The sequence below is a fragment of the Gilvibacter sediminis genome, assembly GCF_028561565.1.
In the GTDB taxonomy this organism is placed as follows: Bacteria; Bacteroidota; Bacteroidia; order Flavobacteriales; family Flavobacteriaceae; genus Gilvibacter; species Gilvibacter sediminis.
In genome coordinates, this window is the sequence record NZ_JAQQTE010000023.1 from 110,512 (window position 1) to 136,403 (window position 25,892).

General features: G+C 44.0%; 26 protein-coding genes. 14 read left to right on the forward strand and 12 right to left on the reverse strand.

Going from position 1 to position 25,892, the window contains the following annotated elements; all coding sequences use genetic code 11:
- Positions 1-21: 21 nt before the first annotated feature.
- Genes POW22_RS14745 through POW22_RS14760 form a run of 4 tightly spaced genes read right to left on the reverse strand, consistent with a single transcriptional unit; the run spans position 22 to position 5,574 of the window.
- Entirely contained in the window at positions 22-996 is a 975-nt protein-coding gene (locus POW22_RS14745; RefSeq protein ID WP_272833531.1) for an SDR family oxidoreductase, read from the reverse strand.
- 9 nt (positions 997-1,005) lie between these two features.
- Positions 1,006-2,292, reverse strand: a complete 1,287-nt coding sequence (locus POW22_RS14750) for a nucleotide sugar dehydrogenase (RefSeq protein WP_272833532.1) — start codon at positions 2,290-2,292, stop codon at positions 1,006-1,008.
- A 20-nt stretch (positions 2,293-2,312) separates the two neighbouring features.
- Positions 2,313-4,775, reverse strand: coding sequence for an exopolysaccharide transport family protein (locus POW22_RS14755; RefSeq protein ID WP_272833533.1), 2,463 nt, complete (start codon positions 4,773-4,775; stop codon positions 2,313-2,315).
- A 1-nt stretch (position 4,776) separates the two neighbouring features.
- On the reverse strand, positions 4,777-5,574 hold the full coding sequence (locus POW22_RS14760; RefSeq protein WP_272833534.1) for a polysaccharide biosynthesis/export family protein: 798 nt from the start codon (positions 5,572-5,574) through the stop codon (positions 4,777-4,779).
- Positions 5,575-5,740: 166 nt separating this feature from the next.
- Between POW22_RS14760 and POW22_RS14765 the strand changes: the two genes are divergently transcribed.
- From POW22_RS14765 to POW22_RS14795, 7 genes are all read left to right on the forward strand, one after another.
- Complete coding sequence (locus tag POW22_RS14765; protein ID WP_272833535.1) at positions 5,741-7,600, forward strand: ABC-F family ATP-binding cassette domain-containing protein; 1,860 nt, start codon at positions 5,741-5,743, stop codon at positions 7,598-7,600.
- Position 7,601: 1 nt separating this feature from the next.
- A complete protein-coding gene (locus POW22_RS14770) occupies positions 7,602-8,369 on the forward strand; it encodes an O-methyltransferase (RefSeq protein ID WP_272833536.1) in 768 nt (255 codons plus the stop codon).
- A gap of 72 nt (positions 8,370-8,441) precedes the next feature.
- Positions 8,442-9,128 carry an ABC transporter ATP-binding protein gene (locus POW22_RS14775; protein WP_272833537.1) on the forward strand — a complete coding sequence of 229 codons (687 nt, stop codon included), beginning with the start codon at positions 8,442-8,444 and terminating at the stop codon, positions 9,126-9,128.
- 158 nt (positions 9,129-9,286) lie between these two features.
- A complete protein-coding gene (locus POW22_RS14780; protein ID WP_272833538.1) occupies positions 9,287-9,859 on the forward strand; it encodes a cob(I)yrinic acid a,c-diamide adenosyltransferase in 573 nt (190 codons plus the stop codon).
- Between the two features lie 179 nt (positions 9,860-10,038).
- The gene (locus POW22_RS14785) at positions 10,039-10,260 is read left to right on the forward strand and encodes a DUF2795 domain-containing protein (RefSeq protein WP_008272287.1); all 222 of its coding nucleotides are present in this window, start codon (positions 10,039-10,041) and stop codon (positions 10,258-10,260) included.
- 170 nt (positions 10,261-10,430) lie between these two features.
- Positions 10,431-13,787, forward strand: coding sequence for a preprotein translocase subunit SecA (gene secA, locus POW22_RS14790; protein ID WP_272833539.1), 3,357 nt, complete (start codon positions 10,431-10,433; stop codon positions 13,785-13,787).
- A 127-nt stretch (positions 13,788-13,914) separates the two neighbouring features.
- Positions 13,915-14,478 (forward strand): DUF4377 domain-containing protein, encoded by a 564-nt coding sequence (locus tag POW22_RS14795; RefSeq protein WP_272833540.1) that lies wholly within the window; start codon positions 13,915-13,917, stop codon positions 14,476-14,478.
- Here the strand turns inward: POW22_RS14795 and POW22_RS14800 are convergent.
- Entirely contained in the window at positions 14,475-14,864 is a 390-nt protein-coding gene (locus POW22_RS14800) for a hypothetical protein (protein WP_272833541.1), read from the reverse strand. The two genes, POW22_RS14795 and POW22_RS14800, sit on opposite strands and share 4 nt — an antisense overlap.
- On the reverse strand, positions 14,851-15,435 hold the full coding sequence (locus tag POW22_RS14805; RefSeq protein WP_272833542.1) for an RNA polymerase sigma factor: 585 nt from the start codon (positions 15,433-15,435) through the stop codon (positions 14,851-14,853). Before POW22_RS14805 ends, POW22_RS14800 begins: the two co-directional genes overlap by 14 nt.
- A gap of 161 nt (positions 15,436-15,596) precedes the next feature.
- On the opposite strand from POW22_RS14805, the gene POW22_RS14810 reads away from it, so the two are divergent.
- Both POW22_RS14810 and POW22_RS14815 read left to right on the forward strand, forming a co-directional pair.
- Positions 15,597-15,947 carry a DUF6249 domain-containing protein gene (locus tag POW22_RS14810; protein ID WP_272833543.1) on the forward strand — a complete coding sequence of 117 codons (351 nt, stop codon included), beginning with the start codon at positions 15,597-15,599 and terminating at the stop codon, positions 15,945-15,947.
- Positions 15,948-16,113: 166 nt separating this feature from the next.
- On the forward strand, positions 16,114-16,662 hold the full coding sequence (locus tag POW22_RS14815) for a hypothetical protein (RefSeq protein WP_272833544.1): 549 nt from the start codon (positions 16,114-16,116) through the stop codon (positions 16,660-16,662).
- Positions 16,663-16,693: 31 nt separating this feature from the next.
- Here the strand turns inward: POW22_RS14815 and POW22_RS14820 are convergent, their stop codons facing one another.
- The 3 genes from POW22_RS14820 to POW22_RS14830 are packed head-to-tail and all read right to left on the reverse strand — an operon-like array spanning position 16,694 to position 19,293.
- Positions 16,694-18,199 (reverse strand): TipAS antibiotic-recognition domain-containing protein, encoded by a 1,506-nt coding sequence (locus tag POW22_RS14820; RefSeq protein ID WP_272833545.1) that lies wholly within the window; start codon positions 18,197-18,199, stop codon positions 16,694-16,696.
- Positions 18,177-18,767, reverse strand: coding sequence for a hypothetical protein (locus tag POW22_RS14825; RefSeq protein WP_272833546.1), 591 nt, complete (start codon positions 18,765-18,767; stop codon positions 18,177-18,179). Before POW22_RS14825 ends, POW22_RS14820 begins: the two co-directional genes overlap by 23 nt.
- On the reverse strand, positions 18,751-19,293 hold the full coding sequence (locus POW22_RS14830; protein ID WP_272833547.1) for an RNA polymerase sigma factor: 543 nt from the start codon (positions 19,291-19,293) through the stop codon (positions 18,751-18,753). Before POW22_RS14830 ends, POW22_RS14825 begins: the two co-directional genes overlap by 17 nt.
- 151 nt (positions 19,294-19,444) lie before the next feature.
- On the opposite strand from POW22_RS14830, the gene POW22_RS14835 reads away from it, so the two are divergent.
- Together POW22_RS14835 and meaB are read left to right on the forward strand one after the other, a co-directional pair.
- Entirely contained in the window at positions 19,445-20,017 is a 573-nt protein-coding gene (locus tag POW22_RS14835; RefSeq protein WP_272833548.1) for a DUF2911 domain-containing protein, read from the forward strand.
- A 5-nt stretch (positions 20,018-20,022) separates the two neighbouring features.
- Positions 20,023-21,105 carry a methylmalonyl Co-A mutase-associated GTPase MeaB gene (gene meaB / locus POW22_RS14840; protein ID WP_272833549.1) on the forward strand — a complete coding sequence of 361 codons (1,083 nt, stop codon included), beginning with the start codon at positions 20,023-20,025 and terminating at the stop codon, positions 21,103-21,105.
- Here the strand turns inward: meaB and POW22_RS14845 are convergent.
- A complete protein-coding gene (locus POW22_RS14845; RefSeq protein ID WP_272833550.1) occupies positions 21,102-22,046 on the reverse strand; it encodes an NAD-dependent epimerase/dehydratase family protein in 945 nt (314 codons plus the stop codon). The genes meaB and POW22_RS14845 overlap by 4 nt on opposite strands.
- 89 nt (positions 22,047-22,135) lie before the next feature.
- Here POW22_RS14845 and POW22_RS14850 point away from each other — a divergent pair, with 89 nt between their 5' ends.
- Genes POW22_RS14850 through POW22_RS14860 form a run of 3 tightly spaced genes read left to right on the forward strand, consistent with a single transcriptional unit; the run spans position 22,136 to position 25,093 of the window.
- Positions 22,136-22,849 carry a glycosyltransferase gene (locus POW22_RS14850; protein WP_272833551.1) on the forward strand — a complete coding sequence of 238 codons (714 nt, stop codon included), beginning with the start codon at positions 22,136-22,138 and terminating at the stop codon, positions 22,847-22,849.
- On the forward strand, positions 22,846-23,475 hold the full coding sequence (locus tag POW22_RS14855; protein ID WP_272833552.1) for a lipid-A-disaccharide synthase N-terminal domain-containing protein: 630 nt from the start codon (positions 22,846-22,848) through the stop codon (positions 23,473-23,475). Before POW22_RS14850 ends, POW22_RS14855 begins: the two co-directional genes overlap by 4 nt.
- The gene (locus POW22_RS14860) at positions 23,462-25,093 is read left to right on the forward strand and encodes an ArnT family glycosyltransferase (RefSeq protein WP_272833553.1); all 1,632 of its coding nucleotides are present in this window, start codon (positions 23,462-23,464) and stop codon (positions 25,091-25,093) included. The genes POW22_RS14855 and POW22_RS14860 overlap by 14 nt, the downstream gene beginning before the upstream one ends.
- Here POW22_RS14860 and POW22_RS14865 read toward each other — a convergent pair.
- A complete protein-coding gene (locus POW22_RS14865; RefSeq protein WP_272833554.1) occupies positions 25,080-25,652 on the reverse strand; it encodes a phosphatase PAP2 family protein in 573 nt (190 codons plus the stop codon). The two genes, POW22_RS14860 and POW22_RS14865, sit on opposite strands and share 14 nt — an antisense overlap.
- Positions 25,645-25,878, reverse strand: coding sequence for a hypothetical protein (locus POW22_RS14870; RefSeq protein ID WP_272833555.1), 234 nt, complete (start codon positions 25,876-25,878; stop codon positions 25,645-25,647). The genes POW22_RS14865 and POW22_RS14870 overlap by 8 nt, the downstream gene beginning before the upstream one ends.
- Positions 25,879-25,892: the final 14 nt, after the last annotated feature.

Genomic DNA, 25,892 nt, shown 5'->3' on the forward strand with positions numbered 1-25,892 from the left:
GATCTGCCCAAGCGAGAGGCTTTAATGCTTTTTAAAATATTCCCAAGTTACGCCCAACCCTTGTTTTACGGAATACTGCGGATCGTAACCGAGTAGTCTTTTCGCTTTTCCGATGTCGGCCAAAGAGTCTTTAACATCTCCTCTACGCGTCTCTCCAAAATTCGGTTGAATATCAGTTCCAGATAAGTCCGCCAAATGTTCCCACAGCTCAAGGATACTAATGCGCTCTCCAAATGCAATGTTGTAGACTTCATTAACCGCCTCTTCACTGGCAAACATGCCTCGAATATTGGCTTCTACTGCATTTTGGACAAAGGTAAAGTCACGTGTTTGACTGCCGTCTCCGTGAATGGTCGGCGGTTCATTGTTTTTCACAGCATTCATAAATAATGGAATAACCGCAGCATAAGCTCCATTAGGGCTTTGCTTGGGTCCAAAGACGTTGAAATAACGCAATCCAATGGTTGGTGTTCCATAGGTTTTATAAAATACATCGGCATAAAGCTCATTGACGAATTTAGTGACCGCATAGGGCGACAAAGGTTTCCCAATGCGCTCCTCTACTTTGGGCAGCGCCTTGCTATCCCCATAAGTAGAACTGCTTGCGGCATAAACCATGCGCTTTACGGTATCTGATTCATTCTGAGCCACCAACATATTCAGAAAGCCGGAGACATTTACCGAATTACTGGTAATGGGGTCATTGATAGAACGAGGTACAGAACCCAAAGCCGCCTGATGAGAAACATAATCCATGCCCTCCATTGCATCTTTACAAGTCTGTAAGTCTCGAATATCTCCTTCTATAAACTCAAAATTTGGAGCCGATAAAAAGGGGGTAATGTTTTCTTTGTAACCGTTGGAAAGGTTATCCAGCACACGGACATGTCCAGCACCATGATCCAACAGGTATTGCACCAGATTACTGCCAATAAAGCCAGCACCGCCAGTGATCAAAAATTTTAAGTCCGATAAAGCTTGGTTGTGATAAATCATAGAAAAGGGCTATAGTCTACCGTCAATTTGAGATTCAGGTAAAAATGCTTTTACGTCAAACACTACAGAGTTGTTGGCCTTCAAAGCGTCCAGATCAACACCTTGAAAAGCGTCATGAGCAACGGCCAGCACAATACAGTTATAATCAGCATCGAGTTCATCGGCCTTATTGATCACAGAGAGTCCGTATTCTGCAGATACTTGCTGCTGCTTGGCCCAGGGGTCAAAAATATCAACCTGTAAATGATAACCACTCAAGGCTTCAATGAGATCAACCACTCGGGTGTTTCTGGTATCTGGGCAATTCTCTTTAAAAGTAATTCCCAGCACCAATGCCTTTCCGCCTTTAATGGTCGCATTTTTGGCGATCATCAACTTGATGACTTCTTGCGCTACGTACTCTCCCATACTGTCATTCATGCGCCTTCCCGCTAAAATGATTTCTGGATTGTAACCAGAATCAATCGCTTTCTGGGCGAGATAATAAGGATCTACTCCAATACAGTGTCCACCCACTAAACCAGGAGTGAACTTTAAGAAGTTCCATTTAGTTCCCGCCGCTTCCAATACCGCTTGGGTATCAATATCCAATACCCTAAAGATCTTGGAGAGTTCGTTGACAAAAGCAATATTGATATCTCTTTGGGAGTTTTCAATGACCTTGGCAGCCTCTGCTACCTTGATGCTTGGCGCTAAATGAGTCCCTGCCGTGATCACAGAAGCGTAAACCGAATCGATCAAGTCGGCCGCTTCTGGCGTTGAGCCTGAGGTCACCTTTAGAATCTTGGTAACCGTATGTTTTTTATCTCCTGGGTTGATTCGTTCTGGAGAGTAGCCTGCGTAAAAATCTTCATTGAATTTCAGCCCAGAGTGCTTTTCCAAAATTGGCACGCAGACCTCTTCTGTCACTCCAGGATACACAGTTGATTCATATACAACTATATCTCCCTTTTTTAAAAGTGGCCCTAAGGTCTCGCTGGCTTTGATCAAAGGAGTTAGTTCAGGCTGATTGAATTCGTCAATCGGAGTGGGAACGGTCACAATATAAAAATCTACCTCCGCTAGGTCTGTGGCAGTATCCGTCAAGGTCAAACTTCCATTGCCTTGACCCGCTAAAGCGACTTTTAGATCCTGATCACTAACCTCTAAGGTGCTGTCATGTCCGGCATTTAAACGGGCAATACGGTCAGCATTTATATCAAATCCAACCACCTTGTACTGAGAAGCAAATGCGACCGCCAAAGGCAAGCCCACATAACCTAATCCAACAATTCCTATTTTCTCGGGTTTCTGCATACCAAGAAGACCTTTGAGGCTTATTTTTTTCTATTGAATATTCGGGTAATTCGTTTCCAGAATGATTTGCGTTCTGGACCTTCATGATAACCATTGCCATAGGCACCATAGCCGTAGCCATAGCCGTAACCATAGCCGTAGCCATAACCATAGCCGTATCCTTGACGTTGTTTGAAGTAGTTCAATACAAAGCTGATGTTGGACACCTCTCCATTCTTATACTTCTCATTAATGAAGGACAGCATGCCTTTTTGCGTATAGTTTTGACGCACCACATAAATGTTCGCATCAGAATACTTTACCAGCTGAATGGCATCGGTCACAAGGCCTAATGGCGGCGAGTCTAGAATGATATAATCGTATTCTTCCTTGAGGCGTTCCATGAGTTCATCCATCTGCTCGTTCATCAGCAATTCTGATGGATTTGGCGGAACCGGCCCAGAAGTGATTACCTGTAAGTTTGGAATGGAAGTATTTTGAACGATCTCTTCCAAGGTCGCATCCTTGATCAAATAATTGACCACCCCGATATCATTTTGGATGTCAAAATCACCAAAGATCTTTGGTTTGCGCAAATCCAAGCCCAAAAGAATGGTCTTTTTATTACTCAAGGCAAATACCGAGGCAATATTAATGGAGCAGAACGTTTTCCCCTCCCCACTGATGGAACTGGTGATCAAAACGGTTTTGGCTCCACTTACACCCTGCTTTTTGTACATAAACTGCAAGCTGGATCGCACCGCTCTAAAACTTTCTGCAATGGCGGATTTTGGCCTTTCCAAAACAGCCAGATTACCAGAAACAGAGCTTTTGCCAATAACCCCCAAAACAGGAATATTGGACAAACGCTTGATATCTTGACCGTGCTGAATTCTATTGTTCAAAAGGAATCGAATAAAAACCAATACGAACGGAATAAAGAACCCTAAGATACCCGCCAGCACATAATTCAAGCTGGTATTAGGCCCTATTTGCCCACCACCGGTGTCTTTGGCCGCATCGATCATCAAGACGTCACTGATGTTTGCCGCCTTGACCAAATTGGCTTCACTGCGTTTGGCTAAAAAGAGATTATAAGTCCCTAAAGTCAAATTGTATTTACGCTCTATTTTAAGTAATTCCTGCTGCTCTTTAGGCAGTTTACGGATTGCGGATTCGTTCTCAGCGATCTTACTTCTCAGGTCTTGAATATCTTGACTGACCAGCTCCGTACTGCTTTCGATATTCTCCAATAATACTGTTTTGACAGCATCAATATCTCGATCCAATTCTTGAAAAGCTGGAGCGCCTTCTTGCATGGAATATTGGTAGCGACTGCGTCTTTCCGACAAGGTCACAATTCGAGCTACCCCGCTTGCAATTGCACCTTCCTCGATCCCAGCTACAGATGGTGCTGGTACATCGGAATAATTGGTGCGTGTGAGTAGATAATCTTCTAATCTTTTGAAGTATTTGAGTTGACGATCTAAATTTTCAATTTCTAGATCATAGGCCCGGAGCTTTCTAGAAAGCTCAGTACCTTCCTCGTTTAGGTTGTAAATCCCTTTAGATTCCTTAAAGGTATTCAGCTCACTCTCCACAAAATTCAAGGAGTCGGATTGCTGATCCAAACTCTCATTGATAAAGTCAATGGTCTTGGTGGCAAAAAGGTTTTTACGCGCTAAGAGGTTTTTCTGCAGTATTTCTGCTGAGGTATTCAGATAATCCACCAGACGCGCCTTGTTGTTTCCGTTGAGGCGCATTACTAATACAGATGACCCGTCAGACTCACTAAACACATTGATCTTTCGGTAACGGTTGATCACCTGATAGTAACGCGAAAAACTGATGTAGTAAGGAGTGTTTAGTTTCCCCCTGTATTTTTTGTATTCGAAGACCCCGTTTAAGAAAGGTAACGTAATGGTATCCCCAAAAAAGAAGTCTTCTTTATAGCTTGTTTGCTTGGGAGTCCACCCGCGGGTATTCTTACGACCGTAATGAGACAGGCGGTAATCTCTAGGATCAAACTGAGCCTCCACGGTAAACCGCGCAGTGTCTTTGACCGTCACCGTAACGGGTACGTTCAATACCTGATAGCGTGAGGTATCTGCCTTAAATTCAAAAGGCACCAACTTATACGCATCCGTACGTTGGTATTTACCATCGCGCAGATAATTCGTGTAGAACTGCAAACTGTCTACCACAGCCTCGTTATGCGTTCTGGAGCGTAAAATGATCAACGCTGTATTCACCTTGTCTGTAGTTCCACCCCAATTGAAAGTTAAGCTGGTGTTGGTGGTAAAAAACGGGTTTTGATCGTCCTTGATGGAGATCATATTGCTCATGGTATAGACCGGTAATTTCCGAACATTGACCCAATAAGCAATAGCAAATCCAATACCCCAAGCAATCAAGAATAAAGGCCAGTGCTTCAACAATGACAAGAGTAAGCCCTTGAAGTCAAAATTGTATTCTACGTCTTCTATTTCAAATTCCTTACTCATACTACAATCGGGTTGCCAGAAGAATTATAGAGGTGAGTCCCGTGATCACTGTGAGTATGGTGGTAAAGGAAGACAATCCTGTAGTTCCAGATCCAATAGATTTCTGAGGCAACGGATTGACTAAAATAAGATCGTTAGGCTGTATATAATAGTATGGTGAATTCACCGCATCAATGGTGGTGAGATCAATATGGTGTACTTTTTGTCCCTGAGGATATTGGCGCACAATGATCACATCGGTGCGATCACCAGTAATTCGAATGTCTCCATTGGTGGCAATGGCTTCCATAATGCTCACTTGCTCTCTGTAGATCACGTTGGAGCCTGGTCTGCTTATCTCCCCATTGATCACATAACGGATCCCAGCGAGTTTCACAGTCACAAAGATGTTTGCATCTTCTTTGAAGTAATCGGACAGCAGACGTTTTTCAATCATTTCTCGGATCTCCTCCACCGTATATCCTAAAACGTTTACCTCACCTAAGGTCGGTACGCGAATATTTCCATGCTGATCCACCGTAAAACCATCATAGTACAAACGTTGTTCTCCTGTAGCGTTCAAGTTGCTCTCCCCAATGGGATTAAACATAGCCACCAATTCTTGGTCTAAGGCTTTAATTCTGATACTCAACATATCGTTAACCTGAACCCGGTATGGAGGCATGACCTTTCTCAAGGCGATCAGAGAATCGTTCTGCGCTTCAAGGTCTTCCTGCAGATAGGAAAGTCTTTTGGTGGGAATACACGACGAAAAGGAAAGAAGGACAGCCACTAGGGCATATAAAACGGCGTACTTCATTAAGCGTTTAACTGGTTTAGTTAGCGAGGGCAATTTCATTTTCTAATAAACGCGAAAATGTAAAAATTAGCGCCTCTTCAGCAAATATAACTTAACCAACCTAATAATAAAAAGAAATCCCAGTGATGCTGTATTTTCTGATTATTTTTGGGCTAAAGTTTAGCACTTGAATTACGTATCAGTAGAACATATTGCCAAGGCATACGGCGAACGCGTTTTGTTCGAGGACATTTCCTTTGGGATCAACCAAGGGCAGAAGATCGGTTTTGTGGCCAAGAACGGTACGGGCAAGACGGCCATCCTGAATATCTTGGCCAAGACAGAGGCCCCAGACAGCGGTCAGGTTGTCTTTAGAAAAGAGCTCAATGTGGCTTACCTGCCTCAGGAGCCCAGCTTGAGAAATGATCTCACGGTAAAAGAAACCATCTATCACACCGATTCACCCACACTGCAAATTATTGACAATTACCATGTAGCTCTCAAGAACCCAGACGATACTGAAGGGCTTCAACGCGCCTTTGATGCGATGGAGGCAGCTCAAGCTTGGGATTTTGAAAACCGAATTGAAACAGTGCTGTCTAAATTTCAATTGACCAAATTAGATCAAAAGGTGGCCAATCTCTCGGGTGGGCAAAAGAAGCGTTTGGCCTTAGCCCATGCCTTGATCAACATTCCGGATCTGTTGATTTTGGACGAACCCACCAACCATCTAGACCTGCAGATGATAGAATGGTTGGAAGCCTTTTTTACGCGAGAAAAAGTGAGTCTGTTCATGGTGACGCACGACCGTTATTTTTTAGATCGAGTTTGCAATGAGATCGTTGAATTAGACAATGGACAATGGTTTTCTTATAAAGGCAACTATGCCTACTATCTGGATAAGCGTCAAGCGCGAATGGAGCAGTTTGAAGTAGAAACCGACAAGGCCGTTCAACTCTACAAAAAGGAATTGGATTGGATGCGCAGACAGCCCAAAGCGCGGACCACCAAAAGTAAATCGCGCATTGATGACTTTCACGAGATCAAGGCGAGAGCTCATCAAAGGCGCAAGCAGCATGAACTACAATTGGAGCTCAATATGGAGCGCTTGGGCACCAAAATTGCTGAGTTTCACAAGGTCAGCAAAGCCTTTGGAGACAAAGTGATCACTCAAAATTTCGAATACCGTTTTCAGCGTGGTGAGCGGGTTGGGATTATTGGTAACAATGGTAGCGGAAAGTCAAGTTTCTTAAATATGCTCACGGGAGTTTCTCAACCCGATGCCGGAAAGATCGTTATTGGCGAGACGGTAAAGTTCGGGTACTATTCGCAGGCCGGGATTGAAGTCAAGCCGGGACAAAAGGTCATCGATGTGATCCGCGAGTTTGGAGATTATATTCCGCTTAAAAAAGGACGTCAACTCTCTGCTGGGCAACTGTTGGAACGCTTTTTATTCGACCGCAAAAAACAATACGACTATGTTGAAAAGCTCAGCGGTGGCGAACGTAAGCGTCTCTATCTGTGTACGGTGCTGATTGGCAATCCGAACTTTCTAATCCTGGATGAGCCGACCAATGATCTAGACATAGTCACTTTGAATGTCTTGGAGAGTTTTCTTTTGGACTACCCAGGTTGTTTGATCGTAGTTTCTCACGACCGCTATTTTATGGATAAGGTAGTGGATCACCTTTTGGTGTTTAGAGGCGATGGGCTTATTGAAGATTTCCCTGGGAATTACAGTGACTTTAGGGCTTATGAGGACAGCAGTGATCCGGTTGCAAAAAGTCCGAAGAAAGAAAAAACAGACTGGAAAGACCCTAAAGCCAAGGCCAAACTCAGCTATAACGAACAAAAAGAATACAAGGCCTTAGAACGCGATATTGCCAAATTAGAACGAGAAAAAGATGCTTTAGAAGCCGCCTTTGCCACAGCGGATTGGGACACCGATAAGATCAACGAAGAGTCCTTAAAACTTCAAGAACTCATCAATTCTTTGGAACAGAAAACCGAGCGTTGGTTTGAACTCTCCATGAAGTTGGAAGAATAGCATGTACGAGTTTTTCAAATACCTGCAATTTTTATGGCGTTCTAAGAATGAGCATGCCGTCCACTCCCCTTTTGTATTTAAGCTGATCACCGAAGGCGTAAAAACTCGAATTCCACTTGAGCTGAGACAATTATTGCCCAAACACTATAAATACCTAATTGGGCAAAAGCTCAAAATCAAGGTAGAAGATTTTGGAGCAGGTTCACGTGTTTTTAAAAATGAAGAGCGGGGCATTGATCAGATTGCCAAGGTTGCTGGAATGAATCAGAAGATCCAAGAGCTCATGGCCAGCGTCACAGCCTACTTCAAACCGCAAAACATGTTGGAACTCGGAACCTCTCTGGGTAAAGGAACCGTAGCCATGCATATTGGGCATCCAGAAGGAAAACTCACCACCGTAGAACGCTGCCCCAATACCCTCGCTGAAGCTGTTAAAGGATTTGAGCAGTTCGGTTTAAAAAATATTAGCGCAGTGAACGCCTTATTCACGGATTTCCTCAATGAGGATAATCAAGCCTGGGATCTGGTCTATTTAGACGGCGGCCACACTAAAGATTTTACCTTATTCACCTTTGAGCAATTGTTACCCAAGCTCCACAACGATAGTCTACTCATTCTGGATGACATTTATTGGTCTAAAGAAATGACGGAAGCTTGGGAGCAAATAAAAGCCCATCCTGAGGTCACTGTGACCATAGATTCCTTTGATTGGGGGTGGGTATTTTTTCGCAAAGAACAACCCAAACAACATTTTGTGTTAAGATTGTAACAATGCCCGCCTGTCTACGTCTTATGTGCGTAGAATGAAGTATCTTGCATACTATAAACCATCGGTGTTTTTATGAGTACAGTAATTAAGATCCGCGGTATTAAAAGGGATTTCCCGCTAGGACAAGAAGTCGTAAAGGTTTTAAAAGGAATCGATCTGGATATCAACCAGGGCGAGTACGTGGCTTTGATGGGACCATCGGGTTCTGGAAAATCTACTTTGATGAACCTTTTAGGCTGTCTGGACACCCCTACCGACGGCTCTTACATACTCAATGGACAAGACGTTAGTAACCTAACCGATGACGAACTGGCCGACATCCGCAACAAGGAGATCGGGTTTGTATTTCAAACCTTTAACCTGTTGCCGCGTACCACCGCTTTAGAGAATGTGGCCTTGCCCATGATCTATGCCGGGGCTTCCAAAGGAGCGCGTTCCAAACGTGCAGAGGAAGTTTTGACTGACGTAGGCCTGGCCGATCGTATGGACCACAAGCCAAACCAACTTTCCGGAGGGCAGCGCCAAAGGGTAGCAGTTGGACGCGCGCTGGTCAACAAGCCTTCTATCATTCTCGCAGATGAGCCAACCGGTAACTTGGATTCTAAAACTTCTTTGGAAATCATGAATCTCTTTGATGAGATACACGCCAGCGGTAACACGGTGATTCTGGTAACTCACGAAGAAGATATTGCGGCCCACGCGCATCGGGTGATTCGTCTTAAAGATGGTATGATCGAATCAGACACCCGAACCAAATAATTCCGTGGAGGCCTATCTTGAAAATCCTTATTTTGTAGTTGGCGGTCTTTTACTGCTGTTGGTGCTCATTCTTTTCTGGAATCAGCGCAATGCACAAGTGACACGGAATCGCAAGAACCGATCGTTCCGCAATCGGTACTATGAAAAAAGAAAGGACCATGAAGATATACACCAAGACCGGAGATAAAGGCACCACTGCCCTATTTGGAGGAACACGCGTTCCCAAACACCACATCAGAATAGAAAGTTACGGCACCGTAGACGAACTCAATTCACACATTGGGCTTATACGCGATCAAGCTATAGAGACGCACCACAAAAAGTTTTTGGAGGTGCTGCAGAATAAGCTTTTTACCGTTGGAGCTATTCTGGCAACAGATCCCGAAAAGGCAATTTTAAAAAGTGGTAAAGAACGCTTGAACATCCCAAAGATCAATACCGAGGACATTGAGGCTTTAGAGCATGAAATGGACCGTATGAATGAACTGTTGCCACCCATGACGCACTTTGTTTTGCCCGGGGGACATCAAACGGTGTCATTCTGTCACATAGCGCGCTGTGTTTGCCGTCGTAGTGAGCGTTTAGCAGCACAACTGAACGATTATGAGGCTGTAGATCCAGCCGTATTGCAATACCTGAACCGACTTTCTGACTACCTTTTTGTGTTGGCACGGATGTTGACCAAAGAATTGCAAGCCGAGGAAATCAAGTGGATTCCAGAGAAGTATTAAATCGACTCTAAAATCCATCCTCAGCAAAGGAAAAATATTAATCATTTTTAACCAACTGAATATCAGTGTATTATATTGATATTCTTACGTTCTTTTTATTCACGGACAAATAATTTAGATTTTACTTGACTTTTTGATCTAAAAAATTATTTTTGCAAAAATTAAATGCAACAAGTGCTATGTACTGGACTTTAGAGCTAGCGTCATATTTGAGCGACGCACCCTGGCCTGCTACCAAAGATGAATTGATCGATTACGCAATTCGTACGGGAGCCCCTCTTGAAGTTGTTGAGAATCTTCAAGCCATTGAGGATGAAGGTGACTCTTACGATTCAATCGAAGAGATCTGGCCGGATTATCCCACGGACGAAGATTACCTTTGGAACGAGGATGAATATTAATCCACTATAAATAAAAAAGTCTCGCAGGAGGCTTTTTTTTTGTGTACTATTGAACTGCTGTTCGGGGAAAAACCAAACGGATGAATTCCCTTGATTTACAGTTGTTTGCATTTTTCAGTCTGAATAAAAAGAAGCCTGAGTTATACCGCTAAAAAAGAAACACACAAGACATGGGTCTTTTAGATAACGTATTAAAAGTATTTGTTGGCGACAAAGCCAAGAAAGATCTGGGCGAAATCCAACCGCTCGTAAACCAGATCAAAGCGAAAGAAGCCGATATGGCTCAACTCAGTTTGGATCAACTTCGCGGCAAGTCTGATGACTTTAGAGCACAATTGCGCGATGCCCAAGCAGAGACCAAAGCACAATTAGATGCACTCTCCAAAGAAGCTGAAGAAGTTAGTGACATCCAACGCAAGGAAGATATTTACGCAGAGATCGATCAGCTTAAGGACAGTCTTTACGAAATTGAAACACAGGTATTGGATGAGATCCTGCCTGAAGCTTTTGCTGTGATCAAAGAAACAGCCAAGCGCTTTGCAGAGAACAGCAGCTTGGAAGTAACTGCTACCGCTTTTGACCGCGAGCTTTCTGGAACCAAAGCCTATGTAACCTTAGACGGTGACAAGGCGATTTGGGCCAACTCTTGGGATGCCGCTGGCAAAGAGGTGACTTGGGACATGGTACACTATGACGTACAGTTGGTGGGAGGTATTGCCCTGCACCAAGGTAAGGTTGCTGAGATGCAGACGGGTGAAGGTAAAACCCTTGTGGCTACCCTACCGGTTTACCTCAACGCACTTGCCGGGAACGGAGTGCACTTAGTAACCGTAAACGATTACCTGGCCAAGCGTGATAGCGCGTGGATGGCTCCTATTTTTGAATTCCACGGATTGAGTGTGGATTGTATTGATTACCACCGCCCGAACTCTGCTGAGCGTCGTGCGGCCTATAACGCAGACATCACCTACGGAACCAACAACGAATTTGGTTTTGACTATCTGCGTGATAATATGTCTCATGCACCTGGAGATCTAGTACAACGTCCGCATCACTATGCGATTGTGGATGAGGTGGATTCGGTTTTGATCGATGATGCGCGTACGCCGCTGATCATCTCTGGACCTGTTCCGCAGGGAGATCGTCACGAATTCAACGAACTCAAACCCAAGATCCAAGACATTGTAAACGTACAGCGCAAGCTGCTTACGGGAGTTTTAGCAGAAGCCAAAAAGTTGATCGCCGCTGGTGACACCAAAGAAGGTGGATTGCAACTCCTACGCGTTTACCGAGGACTTCCAAAGAACAAAGCCTTGATCAAATACCTTTCTGAAGAAGGGATCAAACAACTCTTGCAGAAGACCGAGAACTTCTATATGCAAGACAACAATCGCGAAATGCCTAAGGTAGATGCCGAACTCTATTTTGTGATTGAAGAAAAGAACAATCAGATCGAACTTACCGACAAAGGAGTTGAATTCCTTTCGGGTAAAGACGATCCAAACTTCTTTGTGATGCCAGAAATGGGAACCGAGATCGCTAAGATCGAAGCCCAAGAGCTGTCCAAAGAAGAAGAAGCTGAACTCAAAGAAGACCTCTTTAGAGACTTCTCTGTAAAGAGTGAACGCATCCACACTTTGAATCAGCTTTTAAAAGCATACACACTTTTTGAAAAGGACACCCAATACGTGGTGATGGACAATAAAGTGATGATTGTAGATGAGCAAACGGGTCGTATTATGGATGGACGTCGATACAGCGACGGACTACACCAAGCGATAGAAGCCAAGGAGAACGTAAAGATCGAAGCGGCTACCCAAACCTTTGCTACCATTACCCTACAGAACTACTTTAGAATGTATCGCAAGCTATCGGGGATGACTGGTACGGCGATCACTGAAGCAGGAGAACTTTGGGAGATCTACGAATTGGACGTGATGGAAATTCCAACCAACCGCCCAATTGCCCGTGACGATCGTGAAGACAAGATTTATAAGACCAAGCGAGAGAAATACAACGCGGTGATCGATGAAGTTACCGAACTCTCTGCCGCTGGAAGACCGGTACTTATCGGTACGACTTCTGTAGAGATCTCAGAACTTTTGAGCCGTATGTTGGGCATCCGCAATGTGGAGCACAATGTATTGAACGCAAAACTCCACAAAAAAGAAGCCGACATTGTTGCAGAAGCAGGAAAGCCTGGACAGGTGACCATTGCAACCAACATGGCCGGTCGTGGTACGGATATTAAGCTTACCGAGCAGATCAAAGAAGCCGGTGGTTTAGCGATCATTGGTACAGAACGTCATGATTCCAGACGTGTGGACCGCCAGCTACGCGGACGTGCCGGACGTCAAGGAGATCCAGGAAGTTCACAATTCTACGTGTCTTTGGAGGACAATTTGATGCGTCTGTTTGGTAGCGAGCGAATTGCTAAAATGATGGACCGTTTAGGACTTAAGGAAGGAGAAGTGATCCAACACTCCATGATCTCTAAGTCTATTGAGCGTGCGCAGAAAAAGGTAGAAGAGAACAACTTTGGAGTTCGTAAGCGTCTTTTGGAATACGATGATGTGATGAACGCCCAACGTGAGGTGGTTTACAAACGTCGTTACCACGCTTTGTTTGGTGAGCGTTTGCGTGTGGACATTGCCAATATGATCTACGATACCGTGGAGAGTATTGTTGGAGCCAACAAACCGGTCAAAGACTTTAAGAATTTTGAATTTGAATTGATCCGCTACTTCTCCATGAGCTCACCTGTAAGTGAGCAGGAATTTGACGCGGGCAATGAGAACGATATCATTGGAACCGTTTACACAGCGGCCTACGCACACTATCAAGATAAGATGGAACGCGCTGCGGCTCAAGCCTTCCCAGTGATCAAAAATGTTTACGAGAACCAAGGCGATAAATACAAGCGCATCTTGGTACCTTTTACCGACGGTGTTAAAACCTTGAACGTAGCTACAGACCTGCAGCAGGCCTATGAGACTGAAGGTAAGCGATTGGTTCAAGATTTTGAGAAGAACATCACCTTGGCCATTATTGACGACAGCTGGAAGACCCACCTGCGAAAAATGGACGAGTTGAAGCAATCGGTACAGTTGGCTGTACACGAGCAAAAAGATCCGCTTTTGATCTATAAGTTTGAAGCCTTTGAACTCTTTAAAGAGATGATCGATAAGGTGAACAAGGAAGTACTTTCATTCTTGTACAAAGGAGAATTGCCTCAGGAGAATCAGAACATTCAAGAGGCACGTCAAGTGAAGTCTAACGACAAACTCACTACCCAAAAAGACGAGATCCCTAACATGGATGAACGCGCTGCTCAAGCTCGTGCTGCTGGAAACACCCAAGGACAGCAACAGCAAGTAACAGAAACCATCACCAGAGAACGTCCAAAGATCGGGCGTAACGAAAAGGTGACCATCAAACACGTGATGAGTGGTGAATCCAAAACCGTGAAGTACAAACAAGCCATTCCTTTATTAGACAAAGGAGAATGGGTACTTACCGAGGATTAATCCCATCCGCAGTAAAAATGAAAACCGCCTTTATAATCAAGGCGGTTTTTTTTATGCTTATTTTTATAGTGGGACGCAACCCTAAAGGGGTGTGACAGTCTTAAGAGTAAAACTTAAACTCTTCGTTATGAAATCAAAGCTTTTTGGATTGATGATGCTTGCAGCTGTAGCTTTTGGCTGTTCCTCTGACGACGGCAGTCAAGCCGAAGACACCATCAACCTTTTTGTCAACCACTTTAAGACCACCTCACTCACTTCATTGAATCTGGTATTGTTGATTCAAGAAGAAGACCGTATCGGAACCGATCAATACATTGAAGCTGCCTTTATTGAAGGCTTCGATTTCGAACCCGGATTCACTTATGAGCTCACTGTTAATCGCATTGCAGTGCGCAATCCTGGAACAGAGTTCATCAATACGCGCTATGAACTGATCAGTGTAGACAGCAAGACCGAAGTGCCTTTAGAAACCAGTTTCACCGTACCACTAACGCGTATTTACCCGTCTTCCTTCTATTACAATTGGATCCGTGGAAATACTACACTTGGCTTTACAATAGACGGACAAATTCCAATTGATTGTTCTGGTCTCTGCGGCCCATTAGATGCTGTAGGCGATGCTGCGGAGGAAGTTCGCGGTGTATTCCGCCACGGTGACGATGGCGTTTATGTATTGGAACAACTCTTCTAAGCTTTTTTAGAATCCAAAAGACGTTTGAGAAAGGGCAACTGTACTAGGAACAGCCCTAAGAAACCAATGGCATAAAGTGTGGTTGATGACATCTGGATTCCACTTAAATACTCACTCAGGTTAAACGAGGTCAATTCAGGCAGATTATTTAAGTAGAAGCGCTCTATCGGCAACCAAAAGATACCGATGAGAAAGAGTACAAAACCACCGAGGATCAGTGCCCATCCCCTACGGCTGATCAAAGGCTTATAGACCAAAGAATACGTGTTCAGCGCAGTGATCTGATCCATAATTGCCATATAGGTATCCTCCGGAGCTGGGTCTACACCGGCTTCGTTCATATACTTTCTGGTCAATGCGTCTTTTGGATCTTTAAAGGGTTCCATAACTTTGTTGTATTTCTGGGAAGTTACTCTGCTGCAGTAAACTCAGCAGACGTTTACGTCCACGATGCAATTTAACTTTAATATTGTCTGCGGTCAAATCGGTGATGGCTTCAATCTCTTTGACCGACATTTCTTCGTAATAATAAAAAGTGATCAAGGCAGAACTTACCGGATCTAAAGCCGCTATGGCTTGTTTGATCGCTTCCGATCGCTCCTGAGCCATCATGCGTTTGAGACCATGCGTTTCCACATCCTGATCGGCATCTGAGATCTGCTCCAAACCTTCATAGGCCACATATCGCTTGTTCTTCTTTAGCCGATCTAAGGTCTTTCTGTAGGCTATGGTGTAGAGCCAAGAAGAAAACTTGGAATCGCCTCTAAAACTCGTTAAAGAACTGTAGGCCTTAACAAAGGTATCTTGCGTGATCTCTTGTGCCTCCTCCCTGTGCTGCACCATTCGATTAACCACCGTATAGACATAGTCTTGGTAGCGCCTTACCAGTTCCCCAAAAGCCTGAGGATTTCCTGCAAGGGTTTGCTCGATATGGTGTTGGTCAGTGGTCTTGATCATTTTAAGGTAAGACGCCTCAAATTGTGAATCGGTTACAAAAGGTCCGAAAAAAAATAATTGAAAGTTTTTGTAACCGATCTAAAAAAGGTGTCGTCCTAATAGCAAATGATCAGATCATCTAAATTGAATCAAAACAAAAAACGAACAAAATCTATACTACTATGGGATCAGAAGTAATTATAATTCCAATCATTTTCGGAGTCTTATTTGGCCTTTATTATCTATTCATCAGCGCCAGAAACAAAGAGCGCCTCGCATTAATTGAAAAAGGCGCGGACGCCTCCATCTTCTTCAGCAACAAAAGAGGTAGTCACGGAACATCTAAAATTCTAATCTTGAATTTAGCCCTGCTTTCTATGGGTATTGGTGCCGGGATCTTCTTTGGAGGGCTGTTCCACGAAGTTTTAGGCATGAGCGAAGAAATTGCCTTTCCAGGTTCGATTTTCTTTATGGCCGGTGCAGGACTCTTAAGCGGGTTCTTTATGACCAAAAGGTTAGTGACCAAGGACTAATTCATATTCCTTGTTTTTAGTTGGTTGATCCGAAGGTTAGCAACGGATCAAAAACCGATAGCTGCTCCAGTGGCTGTCGGTTTTTTTGTGTTTTAAATTCAGGTAGATTCACCCATTGACGCCAAAGACCTGATTTTGTAGCTTTTACCTACTAAAACAATGAACTATGTCAGAAGAAGAAAAAAACAAAGCCTCCATAGAGGGCAGAACGCTCTACTGTCCAGACGGCGGTCCCGTAGCACTCACCTGCTCAGAAACAGAAGCAGAAGACTACCAATGGTATCAGCGTGTTTATGGAGACAAGGAAAGGCTTCCCATACCTGGAGCCGATGAAGCGCAGTTGATCATTCCCTTGGATCTAGCCCGCGGCAACTATTATTCCGTACATTTTAAGCTCGATGAGCAGCAAGTATGGACAGCAGAAGTACAAGTGGATGAATTGGTATTTGCTAATCTGGTCGTAGAAACCTCTGGCGATTTTACCACCGAGGGATCCAGTATTATCATCAAAGACAGTGGATATGTAGATCTGAGTTTACTGCTTCCCTACACCACTAACATTACCTGGTATAATCACGAAAAGCCCATTACGGGCCAAAACAACATCACCTTAAGGGTGACGGATAGCGGGAGCTTCACGGTACGTGCCTCCCCTGAAGAATGTGCAAACTACACGCAATACCTAAGCACCGCAATTGTAGTTAGAAAACTGTAAAAAGCCTTAGCTCATAAAAATGAATTCAGGCTTAGTGTACTTTTATATTGCTATAGGCAGCTGTGATATTGATGAGTCTGTTAGAGTTTGAATTGATGTGATACCCCTTTAACATAGAGTTCCCGTTCATCTCGTTAGAGGTAGCTTGCATTCCAGAAGGCAGATCAATGCTCGACTTTCTTCCGTTAAAGAACAGATCTAAAGCTACTTCTGGCAAAAAGATATTGGCATCGGTATTGTCTAGATTCAAGGCCACGGATTCAAACTCAGATCCGAAGTTATTGATCACCAAGGCCCCGTAAGACCCGTTGAGCATGGCGTCTTTACTCAAAACTCCAAAGGTCACATTACTGGAATTGGCTTCCATAGTTATGTTGTCTGCCTGGTTGATCACACAAGTATCCACATAGTCAGCACCCAAAGCACCGTTCTTCCAATGCTTCACATAGATTGGCGCATAAGATACGTTGATGGAGGTTTCCCCTCCATCAACAGTATTGGCTACAAAAGTGCTGTAGTTCAGATTGGCTTTGATGTTGCTGACCGCACCCAACTTCACTTCTCCGTGACGTACATTTAGGTCCAGTTTGGCATCTTTAGGCATCTTGATCTTGATCACACGGCGTGCTCCTTTAAGGTCAACACCGTCACCATTGAGGATATATACCTTTCCACCATTCTGCTTTTCAAGCTCTTCCATTTCGGCTTCAAACTCTTCAGCCCACTTTTCCATATCCTTTCCAAAGGCTTCTCCCCACTTCTCCATGTCTTCTCCAAAACCTTCGGCCCATTTTTCCATGTCCTTAGCGAATTTCTCACCGAACTCTTCACCCCAGTCTTCAAATTCTTTGGCCCATTTCTCTCCAAACTCTTCGCCCCAGGCTTCCCACTTTTCAGCGTACTCTTCACCCCAAGCTTCCATTTTGATCTCAAAATCATCTCCAAAGCGCTCTTCCAGTTCGGCTTCCCACTTCTTCATATAACCCTCTTTGTCGGCTTCATAGGCATCGTAATCAAACTCTAGGCCTTCCAGTCCTTCTAAGAAATCTGGTGGTAATGGATTGGTTGACATATTGGCCATCATAGGTCCTAAAACATCCTGCAACATTGGTCCTAGTTTTTCTAAGCCTTCTCCCAATCCTTCTAAATTAATCTCTAAATTTTCTAACTCTTTTAGTGCTTCTAAAGATTCTAAAGCTTCCAAAGATTCTAAGGCGTCTCCGTTCCAGTCAATGGAGAAATTCGTCCCACTAGTGATGACAATATTGTCTGCATCTCCGCTTACACTAAAGTCCCAAGCGTCTAGTAACTCTTGCTTTTCTTCTGCAGTAAGATCGTCTCCGATCAACTCCGCAGTAACTTCTACCTTTCCTCTATTCCAGGTTTCAAAAACGAAGTCCACATAGGAACTGTTTACCTGAATATTGACATCCTTTTCAGTGTCAAAGGTCTTTTGCTCTTTAACCTGTCCAAAGAGTGCGGCTGTGCTCAAAAAGAGCAGCCCAAATATCCAATTAGACTTGATTGTTGTTCTCATTATTTGCTGATTTAAGTTCTCGTAATTTGTTTTTCAGTTTGAGTAGCAATTCCAAACGCAATTTCAAATTATCGATCAGAGCGTTAACGGTCAGGTCATTAGGACCTACATTGACCAATTCCGCATTCAGTCTCTTGTATTCTTTATCTAAGGTCGACAGGCGTCTCATATAGCCGTCGATCAATTCTTGATTCTCTGGGTTGACCTCTAGTGAGGCAATTCCCATGGTGATGCTTCTGGTGTAATAGTCCTCCAGTTTTTTAAACTCCGGAGAGAAATCACTTAAGCCTTTGGTCGTTTCTTGATTGTCTTGGTTATCTGCAGGAACGGTTTCTTCAACAGCCATTTGCTCCTGTGGTTCTGCAGTGGTGTTGGTCATTAAAACATATCCTATCCCTAAAAGCAAGATCCCTATGGCGGCTACTTTGAGCCACAAGAACATCGGCTTCTTCTTTTCGGGAAGTCGCTCCTCCAATAAGCTGGCAAACTTATCTTGGTGGTTGGCCGAGAGTTGCGCTTTTTCATTATTGGCATCTCGCTGCAGTAAATCTCTAATATCCTGTGCCATGGTCTAAATGCTTTAGTTGTTTTTTAATTTGACTTTTTCCGCGGAACAAACTCGTTCTGGAAGCCGCCTCACTAATATTCATGATCGATGCGATCTCACCGTGATCATACCCTTCTAAATAAAAGAGCTGTGTTACTAAGCGATACTTTTCAGGAAGCTGTGCAATTGCTTGTTTTACCTCCTGCACTGTGGCGTGATCTGGAACCGTATGGTCTTGGTCATCTACCACGCTCATCACTTCTTCATTGATACCTGTCCATACCGCCTTCTGTGCTTTGATGGCGTCTAAACAAGTATTGATCACGATACGCTTGAGCCAGGCTCCAAAGGTGACGTCCCCCTTGAATTGCGCCAATTTTTGAAAGGCCTTGATAAAACCTTCCTGCATGGCATCCTCGGCTAAAGCCGTGTCTTTCATATACCTTTTTGCGATGATCAACATACCCTCACAGTATTTATTATATACCGCCATTTGGGCTTTTCTATCGTTTTGTTTGCATCGCTCTATAAGTAGCAGATCGGACACTTGATGGTTTTTTTGGATTGCTATTCGGTCTAAAGACGAGACAATTTCGGCAGCGTTTCAAAAAATTTAAAAAAAGTTTGATCGCGGCACATAAAATTGCTTCCCTGTAAATTTACTACCTTTATTCTTTTGAGCAGAAAGACGAGAATTTATGGGTAAATCCAAAGGAATTTTAATGCGGATCTTGGGCGGCGTACTGCTTCTGATCGCACTGTTTTATTTTGTTATTGGACCGATCATGCGGTCACAAACTAAGAAATACAGTCCGGAACAGACCATCACCTTCAACCAAGGCAACCTGCATGTGGATGTTTTTTACTGTAGCCCTGCAAAAAAAGGGCGTGACATCTTTGGCGGCCTAGTACCTTACGGAGAAGTCTGGCGTACTGGAGCTAATGAAGCCACTACCTTTGAGGCTGATGAAGACATCCGGATCAACGGACAAACCCTTCCCGCAGGCAAATACAGCCTTTGGACCATTCCCAATGAGGACAAATGGACCATTATCTTCAATTCCAAGATGTATGGCTGGGGTGTGAAATTTTTAAATGCGAAGGCTTCGCGAAATCCCAATTACGATGTCTTGGTGACTGAGGTCCCTATTTCCAAAAGCATTACGGCTATGGAACAATTCACTATAAATTTTACAGAAAATGGGCCAAATTCTATGGTCATGATCCTGGCTTGGGATGATGTAGTGGTTCCGGTTAAAATGAGTCATTAAAATTTATGAGCGCCAAGAAGAAACTCGATTCGGCTCTGAGTGAGACCCCGGGAATAGAGCGCCCAGAGAGTCTTAGCCAAGCCTCGGCGCGTTCCATAAAAAAGCATCGCCTCAAAAAGCAGTCCTACGACCAACTGCTCAACGGCATCCTCCAAGGGCAAACTGCTGCCCTGTCTAAAGGGATCACCCTCATTGAATCCAAGGCAAAAAAGCATCAAGAGCAGGCGCAAAAGTTGATCATGGCTTGCTTACCACATACAGTAAACAGTATTCGAATTGGCATCACAGGAGTTCCCGGCGTGGGAAAAAGCACCTTTATTGAACAGTTTGGGCAATTGCTATTGGCTCAAGGACACAAGGTAGCCGTACTTGCTGTGGACCCTTCCAGCAGCATTAGTCATGGGAGTATTTTGGGAGATAAAACCCGAATGGAATCCTTAGTCAAAGCAGATAAGGCCTTTATTAGACCTTCTGCTTCTGGAGATTCTTTAGGCGGAGTGGCCCGCAAAACTCGCGAAGCTATTGTGCTTTGTGAAGCAGCTGGTTATGATATCATCCTGATTGAGACTGTGGGTGTTGGGCAAAGTGAGACCGCTGTGCATTCCATGACCGATTTCTTTTTACTGCTGAAGCTGGCCGGAGCGGGAGACGAACTTCAAGGCATCAAACGCGGGATCATTGAAATGGCAGATGCCATTGTGATCAATAAGGCTGATGGGGAAAATGAAAAGGCCGCTCGTTTAGCCAAAGCAGAATTCAATCGGGCTTTACACCTCTACCCAGAAAAAGAGAACGGCTGGACACCCAAAACGCTTACCTGCAGCGCTATTGAAAATAAAGGTATTGACGCCATTTACCAGCTCATACAGAAGTTCACCGAGCAAACACAAGAAAGCGGATCCTTTGCACAGAAAAGACATCAACAGGAACACTATTGGTTTAAAGAGACCATAAGCAATGCCGTTCTTGATGATTTCTACAACAAACCAGAAATCATTAACGAGATCAAAGTACAAAAAGCGCTTTTAGATGAACAAAAGACCACACCCTTTGAAGCAGCCTTTGCAGTTTTGAAGATGGTGCGTTAAGACTTTTGAATCTTTTTGACCCATTCCACCTGAACAGCTAACCCTTCTTTTAAGGTAGTCTGTGGATTGTAATTCAGCAATAGTTTTGCCTTATCGATATTGGCCTTAGTTCTGGATTGATCGCCTGGACGTGCAGGCTTTAAATCCATAGCAATGCGCATGCCCAAGAGTTCCTCTACCGTAGCGATACCTTGTGCTGTAGTGCTTTCAGTCTCTGTTCCCAGATTGATCACCTCTCCACTACAAGAGGTTTCTCGACCAATGACTGCAACGATACCATCTACAATATCATCCACATAAGTAAAACTGCGTAAATGCTGCTGACTGCCTTCAAATAAAGGAAATGCGCGGCCTTCCAATCCACAGAGGATCAATTTGGTGTAAAGCTTATCTGGTCGCTCTCTAGGCCCATACACCGAATAAAGCCTTAAGGAACAGCCTTGTAACAGCCCGTCACGCTCATAAGCCAATACCAATTGCTCCGCAGCCAATTTGGTCACTCCGTAATAAGAAGCCGGCTTAGGAGCCTCTGCTTCCGGATAAGTAGCTACCAAACCATAAATGGAAGAGGTTGCAATATTGACAAAGAATTTAAAATTGGGACAATGCTGAGTGTATTGTAATACCCGCTGAGTAGCAATGATATTGTTTGTCAGATAGTCGTCAAAAGTACTTTTTTGAGAAATCCCCGGTTGCGCTGCAAAGTGAAAGATGTACTCAATATCGGTAGGCAACTTAGATTCCAGATGGCCGTCCCGTAGATCCACGGATTGTACCGTAATTCCCTTTTCAGCAAGCTCCTTAGCATTTCGCTCTTTAAGGCTCACATCGTAATAGGGTGAGAAATTGTCAACGGCTACCACCTCATGGCCTAAGGCCTGGAGACGCTCCGCAGTATGGGATCCTATAAATCCGGCAGCACCGGTTACTAATACTTTCATTCGGCCCAAAAATAACAAGAATAAACAGACCGCTGTCAAACCAGTTTCAATTCTTTAAAAAAGAATACTTTTGTAGCAAACTAACAACGATGTCTTACGCTCTTACAGTCGTAATCCCAGTGTATAATGAAGAAGACAATTTGGCTCGCGTCGAGGCAGAAATGTCTGCTTTCTTTAAGGTAGCCAAAAGGCCCACTCGCGCTTTATTTGTAAACGACGGTTCCAAGGACAGTTCACAACAAATGATCGAGGACATCTGCTCGAGAAACGAGGCATTCAGTTATATCAATTTTGCAGAGAACAGAGGCCTCAGCGCTGCGATAAAGGCAGGATTTGATCATACCGAGACGCCCTTGGTAGGTTATATCGATTCTGATCTGCAAACAGCCCCAGAAGACTTTAATCTTTTGTTTGATCATATCGATGACCATGAACTAGTCACTGGTGTAAGAGCCAACAGAAAGGATAAGTTTGTAAAGCGCATGTCTTCAAAGATCGCCAATGGTATTCGTAGAGCTTTTACCAAAGACGGTATGGACGACACTGGTTGTCCTTTAAAGATCATCAAGACCGACTACGCCAAACGCATCCCGATGTTCAAAGGCTTGCACCGCTTTTTACCCGCTATGATCTTATTACAAGAAGGGCGCATCAAACAGATCCCGGTACAGCATTTTCCGAGAATTGCAGGGACGGCCAAATACGGTTTGTGGAATCGTCTTTTAGGTCCTTTAATGGATTGTTTTGCTTACCTCTGGATGAAGAAAAAGTACATCAACTACCGCATTGCCTCTAAGGGATGAGTGCTTGGTTGATCTATACCATAGGCTTTGTTGCCCAGATCTTATTTTCAGCCCGACTGTTATTGCAGTGGTTCCTCTCTGAGAAGAACAAAAAGGTCATGACTCCAGCGTTGTTCTGGAAAATTAGCCTTTTAGCGAGCTTTCTCTTATTTGTCTACGGCTACCTTAGGGAAGACTTTGCCATTATGTTGGGACAGTCTTTGACCTACTTTATTTACATCAGAAACCTACATCTTCAGGGCCACTGGCAAAAGGCGCATTGGGCCTTTAGGACATTTTTGATCGCTTTTCCCATAGGAATTGTTGCCTATGCCTACAACAACGGAAAATACGACATTGACCTCTTGTTAAACAATGAAGCCATTCCGCAATGGTTGCTGTGGTTAGGTATTGTATCTCAAGTGCTTTTTACCCTGCGTTTTGTGTACCAATGGTTGTATTCGGAAAAGAAAAAAGAATCACAATTGCCCATGGGTTTTTGGGTGCTTAGTGTGACTGGAGCATCATTGATCTTACTCTACGCTGTGTTTAGGAAAGACCCCGTTCTATTGTTTGGACACGGTGCTGGTTTATTAGTTTATTTACGCAACATCATCATTTTAAGAAAACAAGATGCAGTGGCTTAAAGACCGACCCTTAACCCTACTCCTACTGAGTTGTATCCCTTTATTTCTGATACATCTTGGAGAGTTGGCCGTGAACATCATGGAAGCGCGAAATTTCATCACCGCACGTGAAATGCTGGTCGATGACAATTGGCTACTAACAACGATTAATGGAGAACCGCGCTATCAAAAACCGCCACTACCCACTTGGCTCACCGCTTTTTCTGGAGCTGCTTTTGGCCTAAAGGTTTGGGCGCTTCGTTTACCAGCCGCACTGAGCGCTGTGCTCTTGATGGTCTTTGGCTACAGACTTCACGGTGAACTACTCAACAATCGCAGACAGAATTTTTGGGGAGCCCTGGTTCTGGTCACCTCGTTCTATATCATTTTTGCCGGGCGCAACGGACAATGGGACATTTTTACCCACGCCTTTATGATGGTAGCCATCTATGCCATTCATAAATTATTCAGTCAAACGAAGAAATTATTGTTTTACGGCCTACTTACCGGGCTGGCCTTAGCGGCCTCTTGGATGAGTAAAGGACCCGTATCGCTCTACGCCTTGCTATTGCCATTCTTGATCGCCTACGGGATCGTTTATAAATACCGCTGGAACAAAAGGCTTATTCTGCCTCTGTCGCTCATGCTTATTGTAGCGGTGATTGGTTCTGGTTGGTGGTTTTGGTATACCTACACCTATGATGGCGAGACCCTGCAGGCGATCACGGAAAGAGAAGCCAACAATTGGACCAGTTATAACGTTCGTCCGTTTTATTATTATTGGAGCTTCTTTACCCAAAGCGGCTTGTGGACCCTGCCCGCATTCATTGCCTTGTTGTATCCGTATTTGAAAAAGCGCGTCAGTGATCCTAAAGGGTATTTATTCAGTTTACTTTGGACACTTTTGAGCGTAGTATTACTCTCCATCGTTCCAGAAAAGAAGTCACGCTATTTGCTTCCTGTACTGATTCCCATGGCATGGAATACCTCCTTCTACTTGGAATACCTCATTGAAAAATTCAAGGAACTCACCGATTGGAAAGAAAAAATAGGGCCTTATCTACACTTTGGGATTTTAGGTACGGTTGGTCTTTTGTTTCCTTTAGGCGGATACTACCTGCTCCAAGATCACTTAAATGGTTACTGGGTTTGGTTTGTACTGCTGAGTCTGAGTTTAATGGTGATTGGGTTTTTGATATGGCGCCAGCTGATCAAAAAACAGATCCAAAAGACCTTAGTGCTTTCTGTAGCCTTAGTCATGGCTATCATCTGCTTTGGATTGCCTTTGGCGGAGACCTTAAGTGTGAATCCAAAGTATAAGGAGCTGTCTGGTCTGCATCAGTGGCAAGAAAACGAAGGCTTACCTGTCTTTGAATACGACTTTTTTACTCCGGAGCTGATCTGGAACTACCAGGGGATCATCCCCGTGATCAAAAATCAAGGGGAATTCAATTGGCCTGAGCAAGACGCTTTTGGAGTTTTAGTAGCTGAAGATCACTTGGAAGAATTTCTAGAAGATTTTAAAGACTTCAACTACGCTCCTGTAGGCTTTTACGATATGAATCCGCAGGCAAAAGGAGAAGGCGGTTACAAAACAAGATTGGCACGAATGCTCTTTAAAGTCTCTAAACGGAAGTAGCAAAGCGCCTTTGTAAATAGCGCTCTAGCTTATAGAAACTCAATCCTGCAAGCGCTCCTACGATCATCCCAGTAAAGATATCCAACGGATAATGCACGCCTACGTAAACGCGGCTGTAACTGACCAAAAAGGCCCAAAACAGCATTAAAAAGGGCAAGTACTTGTAGCGACTGCGCAAAATCAGACTAATAAATACAGCTCCTGCCATAGTACTGGTAGCATGTCCAGAAAAGAAACTAAACTTCCCACAACGCGGTGCCACATAACGGATGATACCTTCTAAACTCGCTTCTTGGCATGGCCTTGGGCGCTCAAAAAAGTCTTTGGCCAGGTTGGTGAGCTGATCGGTAAAGGTGATCATCAAAGCCGTGGTAACAACTACTACAGCGGTAAACTTCCATCCGAAGTTCTTATACACCAAATACAACAGAATGGCATAGATAGGAATGGAGGCGAACTTATTGGTGATCACCAGCCACAAATTGTCCCAGGTAGTAGATCCCAAACTGTTCAGGTAAATGAACAGCTCACTGTCATATTGAAGTAATTGATCAATCATTCTGCTCGTATCGGGCGATCTCACGATCGTAAAATTCCGTAGCTGCAGCGATCATATTTTGAGTCTCTGTCTCTACTTCTTTTTGGTCGTGCTGATCAAATTCTTCCAGCCATTCGATCTCGTCTTTGCTTAGATCGATCACAAAACGTGGGAATTCTGTGTGAATCACAAAAATATTATCCGGATGATCGGTATTGTCTCCTAGTAAGAATTTTGGAAGTTCCATGACGGTTGAATTAT

What these genes read in the sequence shown, in the direction of transcription:
- POW22_RS14865 (WP_272833554.1), bottom strand. Translation starts at nt 25,652, where the DNA reads ATGATTGATCAATTACTTCAATATGACAGTGAGCTGTTCATTTACCTG.
- POW22_RS14810 (WP_272833543.1), top strand. Translation starts at nt 15,597, where the DNA reads ATGGGATCAGAAGTAATTATAATTCCAATCATTTTCGGAGTCTTATTT.
- POW22_RS14850 (WP_272833551.1), top strand. Translation starts at nt 22,136, where the DNA reads ATGTCTTACGCTCTTACAGTCGTAATCCCAGTGTATAATGAAGAAGAC.
- secA (WP_272833539.1), top strand. Translation starts at nt 10,431, where the DNA reads ATGGGTCTTTTAGATAACGTATTAAAAGTATTTGTTGGCGACAAAGCC.
- POW22_RS14745 (WP_272833531.1), bottom strand. Translation starts at nt 996, where the DNA reads ATGATTTATCACAACCAAGCTTTATCGGACTTAAAATTTTTGATCACT.
- POW22_RS14750 (WP_272833532.1), bottom strand. Translation starts at nt 2,292, where the DNA reads ATGCAGAAACCCGAGAAAATAGGAATTGTTGGATTAGGTTATGTGGGC.
- POW22_RS14845 (WP_272833550.1), bottom strand. Translation starts at nt 22,046, where the DNA reads ATGAAAGTATTAGTAACCGGTGCTGCCGGATTTATAGGATCCCATACT.
- POW22_RS14870 (WP_272833555.1), bottom strand. Translation starts at nt 25,878, where the DNA reads ATGGAACTTCCAAAATTCTTACTAGGAGACAATACCGATCATCCGGAT.
- POW22_RS14780 (WP_272833538.1), top strand. Translation starts at nt 9,287, where the DNA reads ATGAAGATATACACCAAGACCGGAGATAAAGGCACCACTGCCCTATTT.
- POW22_RS14785 (WP_008272287.1), top strand. Translation starts at nt 10,039, where the DNA reads ATGTACTGGACTTTAGAGCTAGCGTCATATTTGAGCGACGCACCCTGG.
- POW22_RS14825 (WP_272833546.1), bottom strand. Translation starts at nt 18,767, where the DNA reads ATGGCACAGGATATTAGAGATTTACTGCAGCGAGATGCCAATAATGAA.
- POW22_RS14760 (WP_272833534.1), bottom strand. Translation starts at nt 5,574, where the DNA reads ATGAAGTACGCCGTTTTATATGCCCTAGTGGCTGTCCTTCTTTCCTTT.
- POW22_RS14805 (WP_272833542.1), bottom strand. Translation starts at nt 15,435, where the DNA reads ATGATCAAGACCACTGACCAACACCATATCGAGCAAACCCTTGCAGGA.
- POW22_RS14755 (WP_272833533.1), bottom strand. Translation starts at nt 4,775, where the DNA reads ATGAGTAAGGAATTTGAAATAGAAGACGTAGAATACAATTTTGACTTC.
- POW22_RS14800 (WP_272833541.1), bottom strand. Translation starts at nt 14,864, where the DNA reads ATGGAACCCTTTAAAGATCCAAAAGACGCATTGACCAGAAAGTATATG.
- POW22_RS14820 (WP_272833545.1), bottom strand. Translation starts at nt 18,199, where the DNA reads ATGAGAACAACAATCAAGTCTAATTGGATATTTGGGCTGCTCTTTTTG.
- POW22_RS14860 (WP_272833553.1), top strand. Translation starts at nt 23,462, where the DNA reads ATGCAGTGGCTTAAAGACCGACCCTTAACCCTACTCCTACTGAGTTGT.
- meaB (WP_272833549.1), top strand. Translation starts at nt 20,023, where the DNA reads ATGAGCGCCAAGAAGAAACTCGATTCGGCTCTGAGTGAGACCCCGGGA.
- POW22_RS14770 (WP_272833536.1), top strand. Translation starts at nt 7,602, where the DNA reads ATGTACGAGTTTTTCAAATACCTGCAATTTTTATGGCGTTCTAAGAAT.
- POW22_RS14855 (WP_272833552.1), top strand. Translation starts at nt 22,846, where the DNA reads ATGAGTGCTTGGTTGATCTATACCATAGGCTTTGTTGCCCAGATCTTA.
- POW22_RS14835 (WP_272833548.1), top strand. Translation starts at nt 19,445, where the DNA reads ATGGGTAAATCCAAAGGAATTTTAATGCGGATCTTGGGCGGCGTACTG.
- POW22_RS14815 (WP_272833544.1), top strand. Translation starts at nt 16,114, where the DNA reads ATGTCAGAAGAAGAAAAAAACAAAGCCTCCATAGAGGGCAGAACGCTC.
- POW22_RS14795 (WP_272833540.1), top strand. Translation starts at nt 13,915, where the DNA reads ATGAAATCAAAGCTTTTTGGATTGATGATGCTTGCAGCTGTAGCTTTT.
- POW22_RS14775 (WP_272833537.1), top strand. Translation starts at nt 8,442, where the DNA reads ATGAGTACAGTAATTAAGATCCGCGGTATTAAAAGGGATTTCCCGCTA.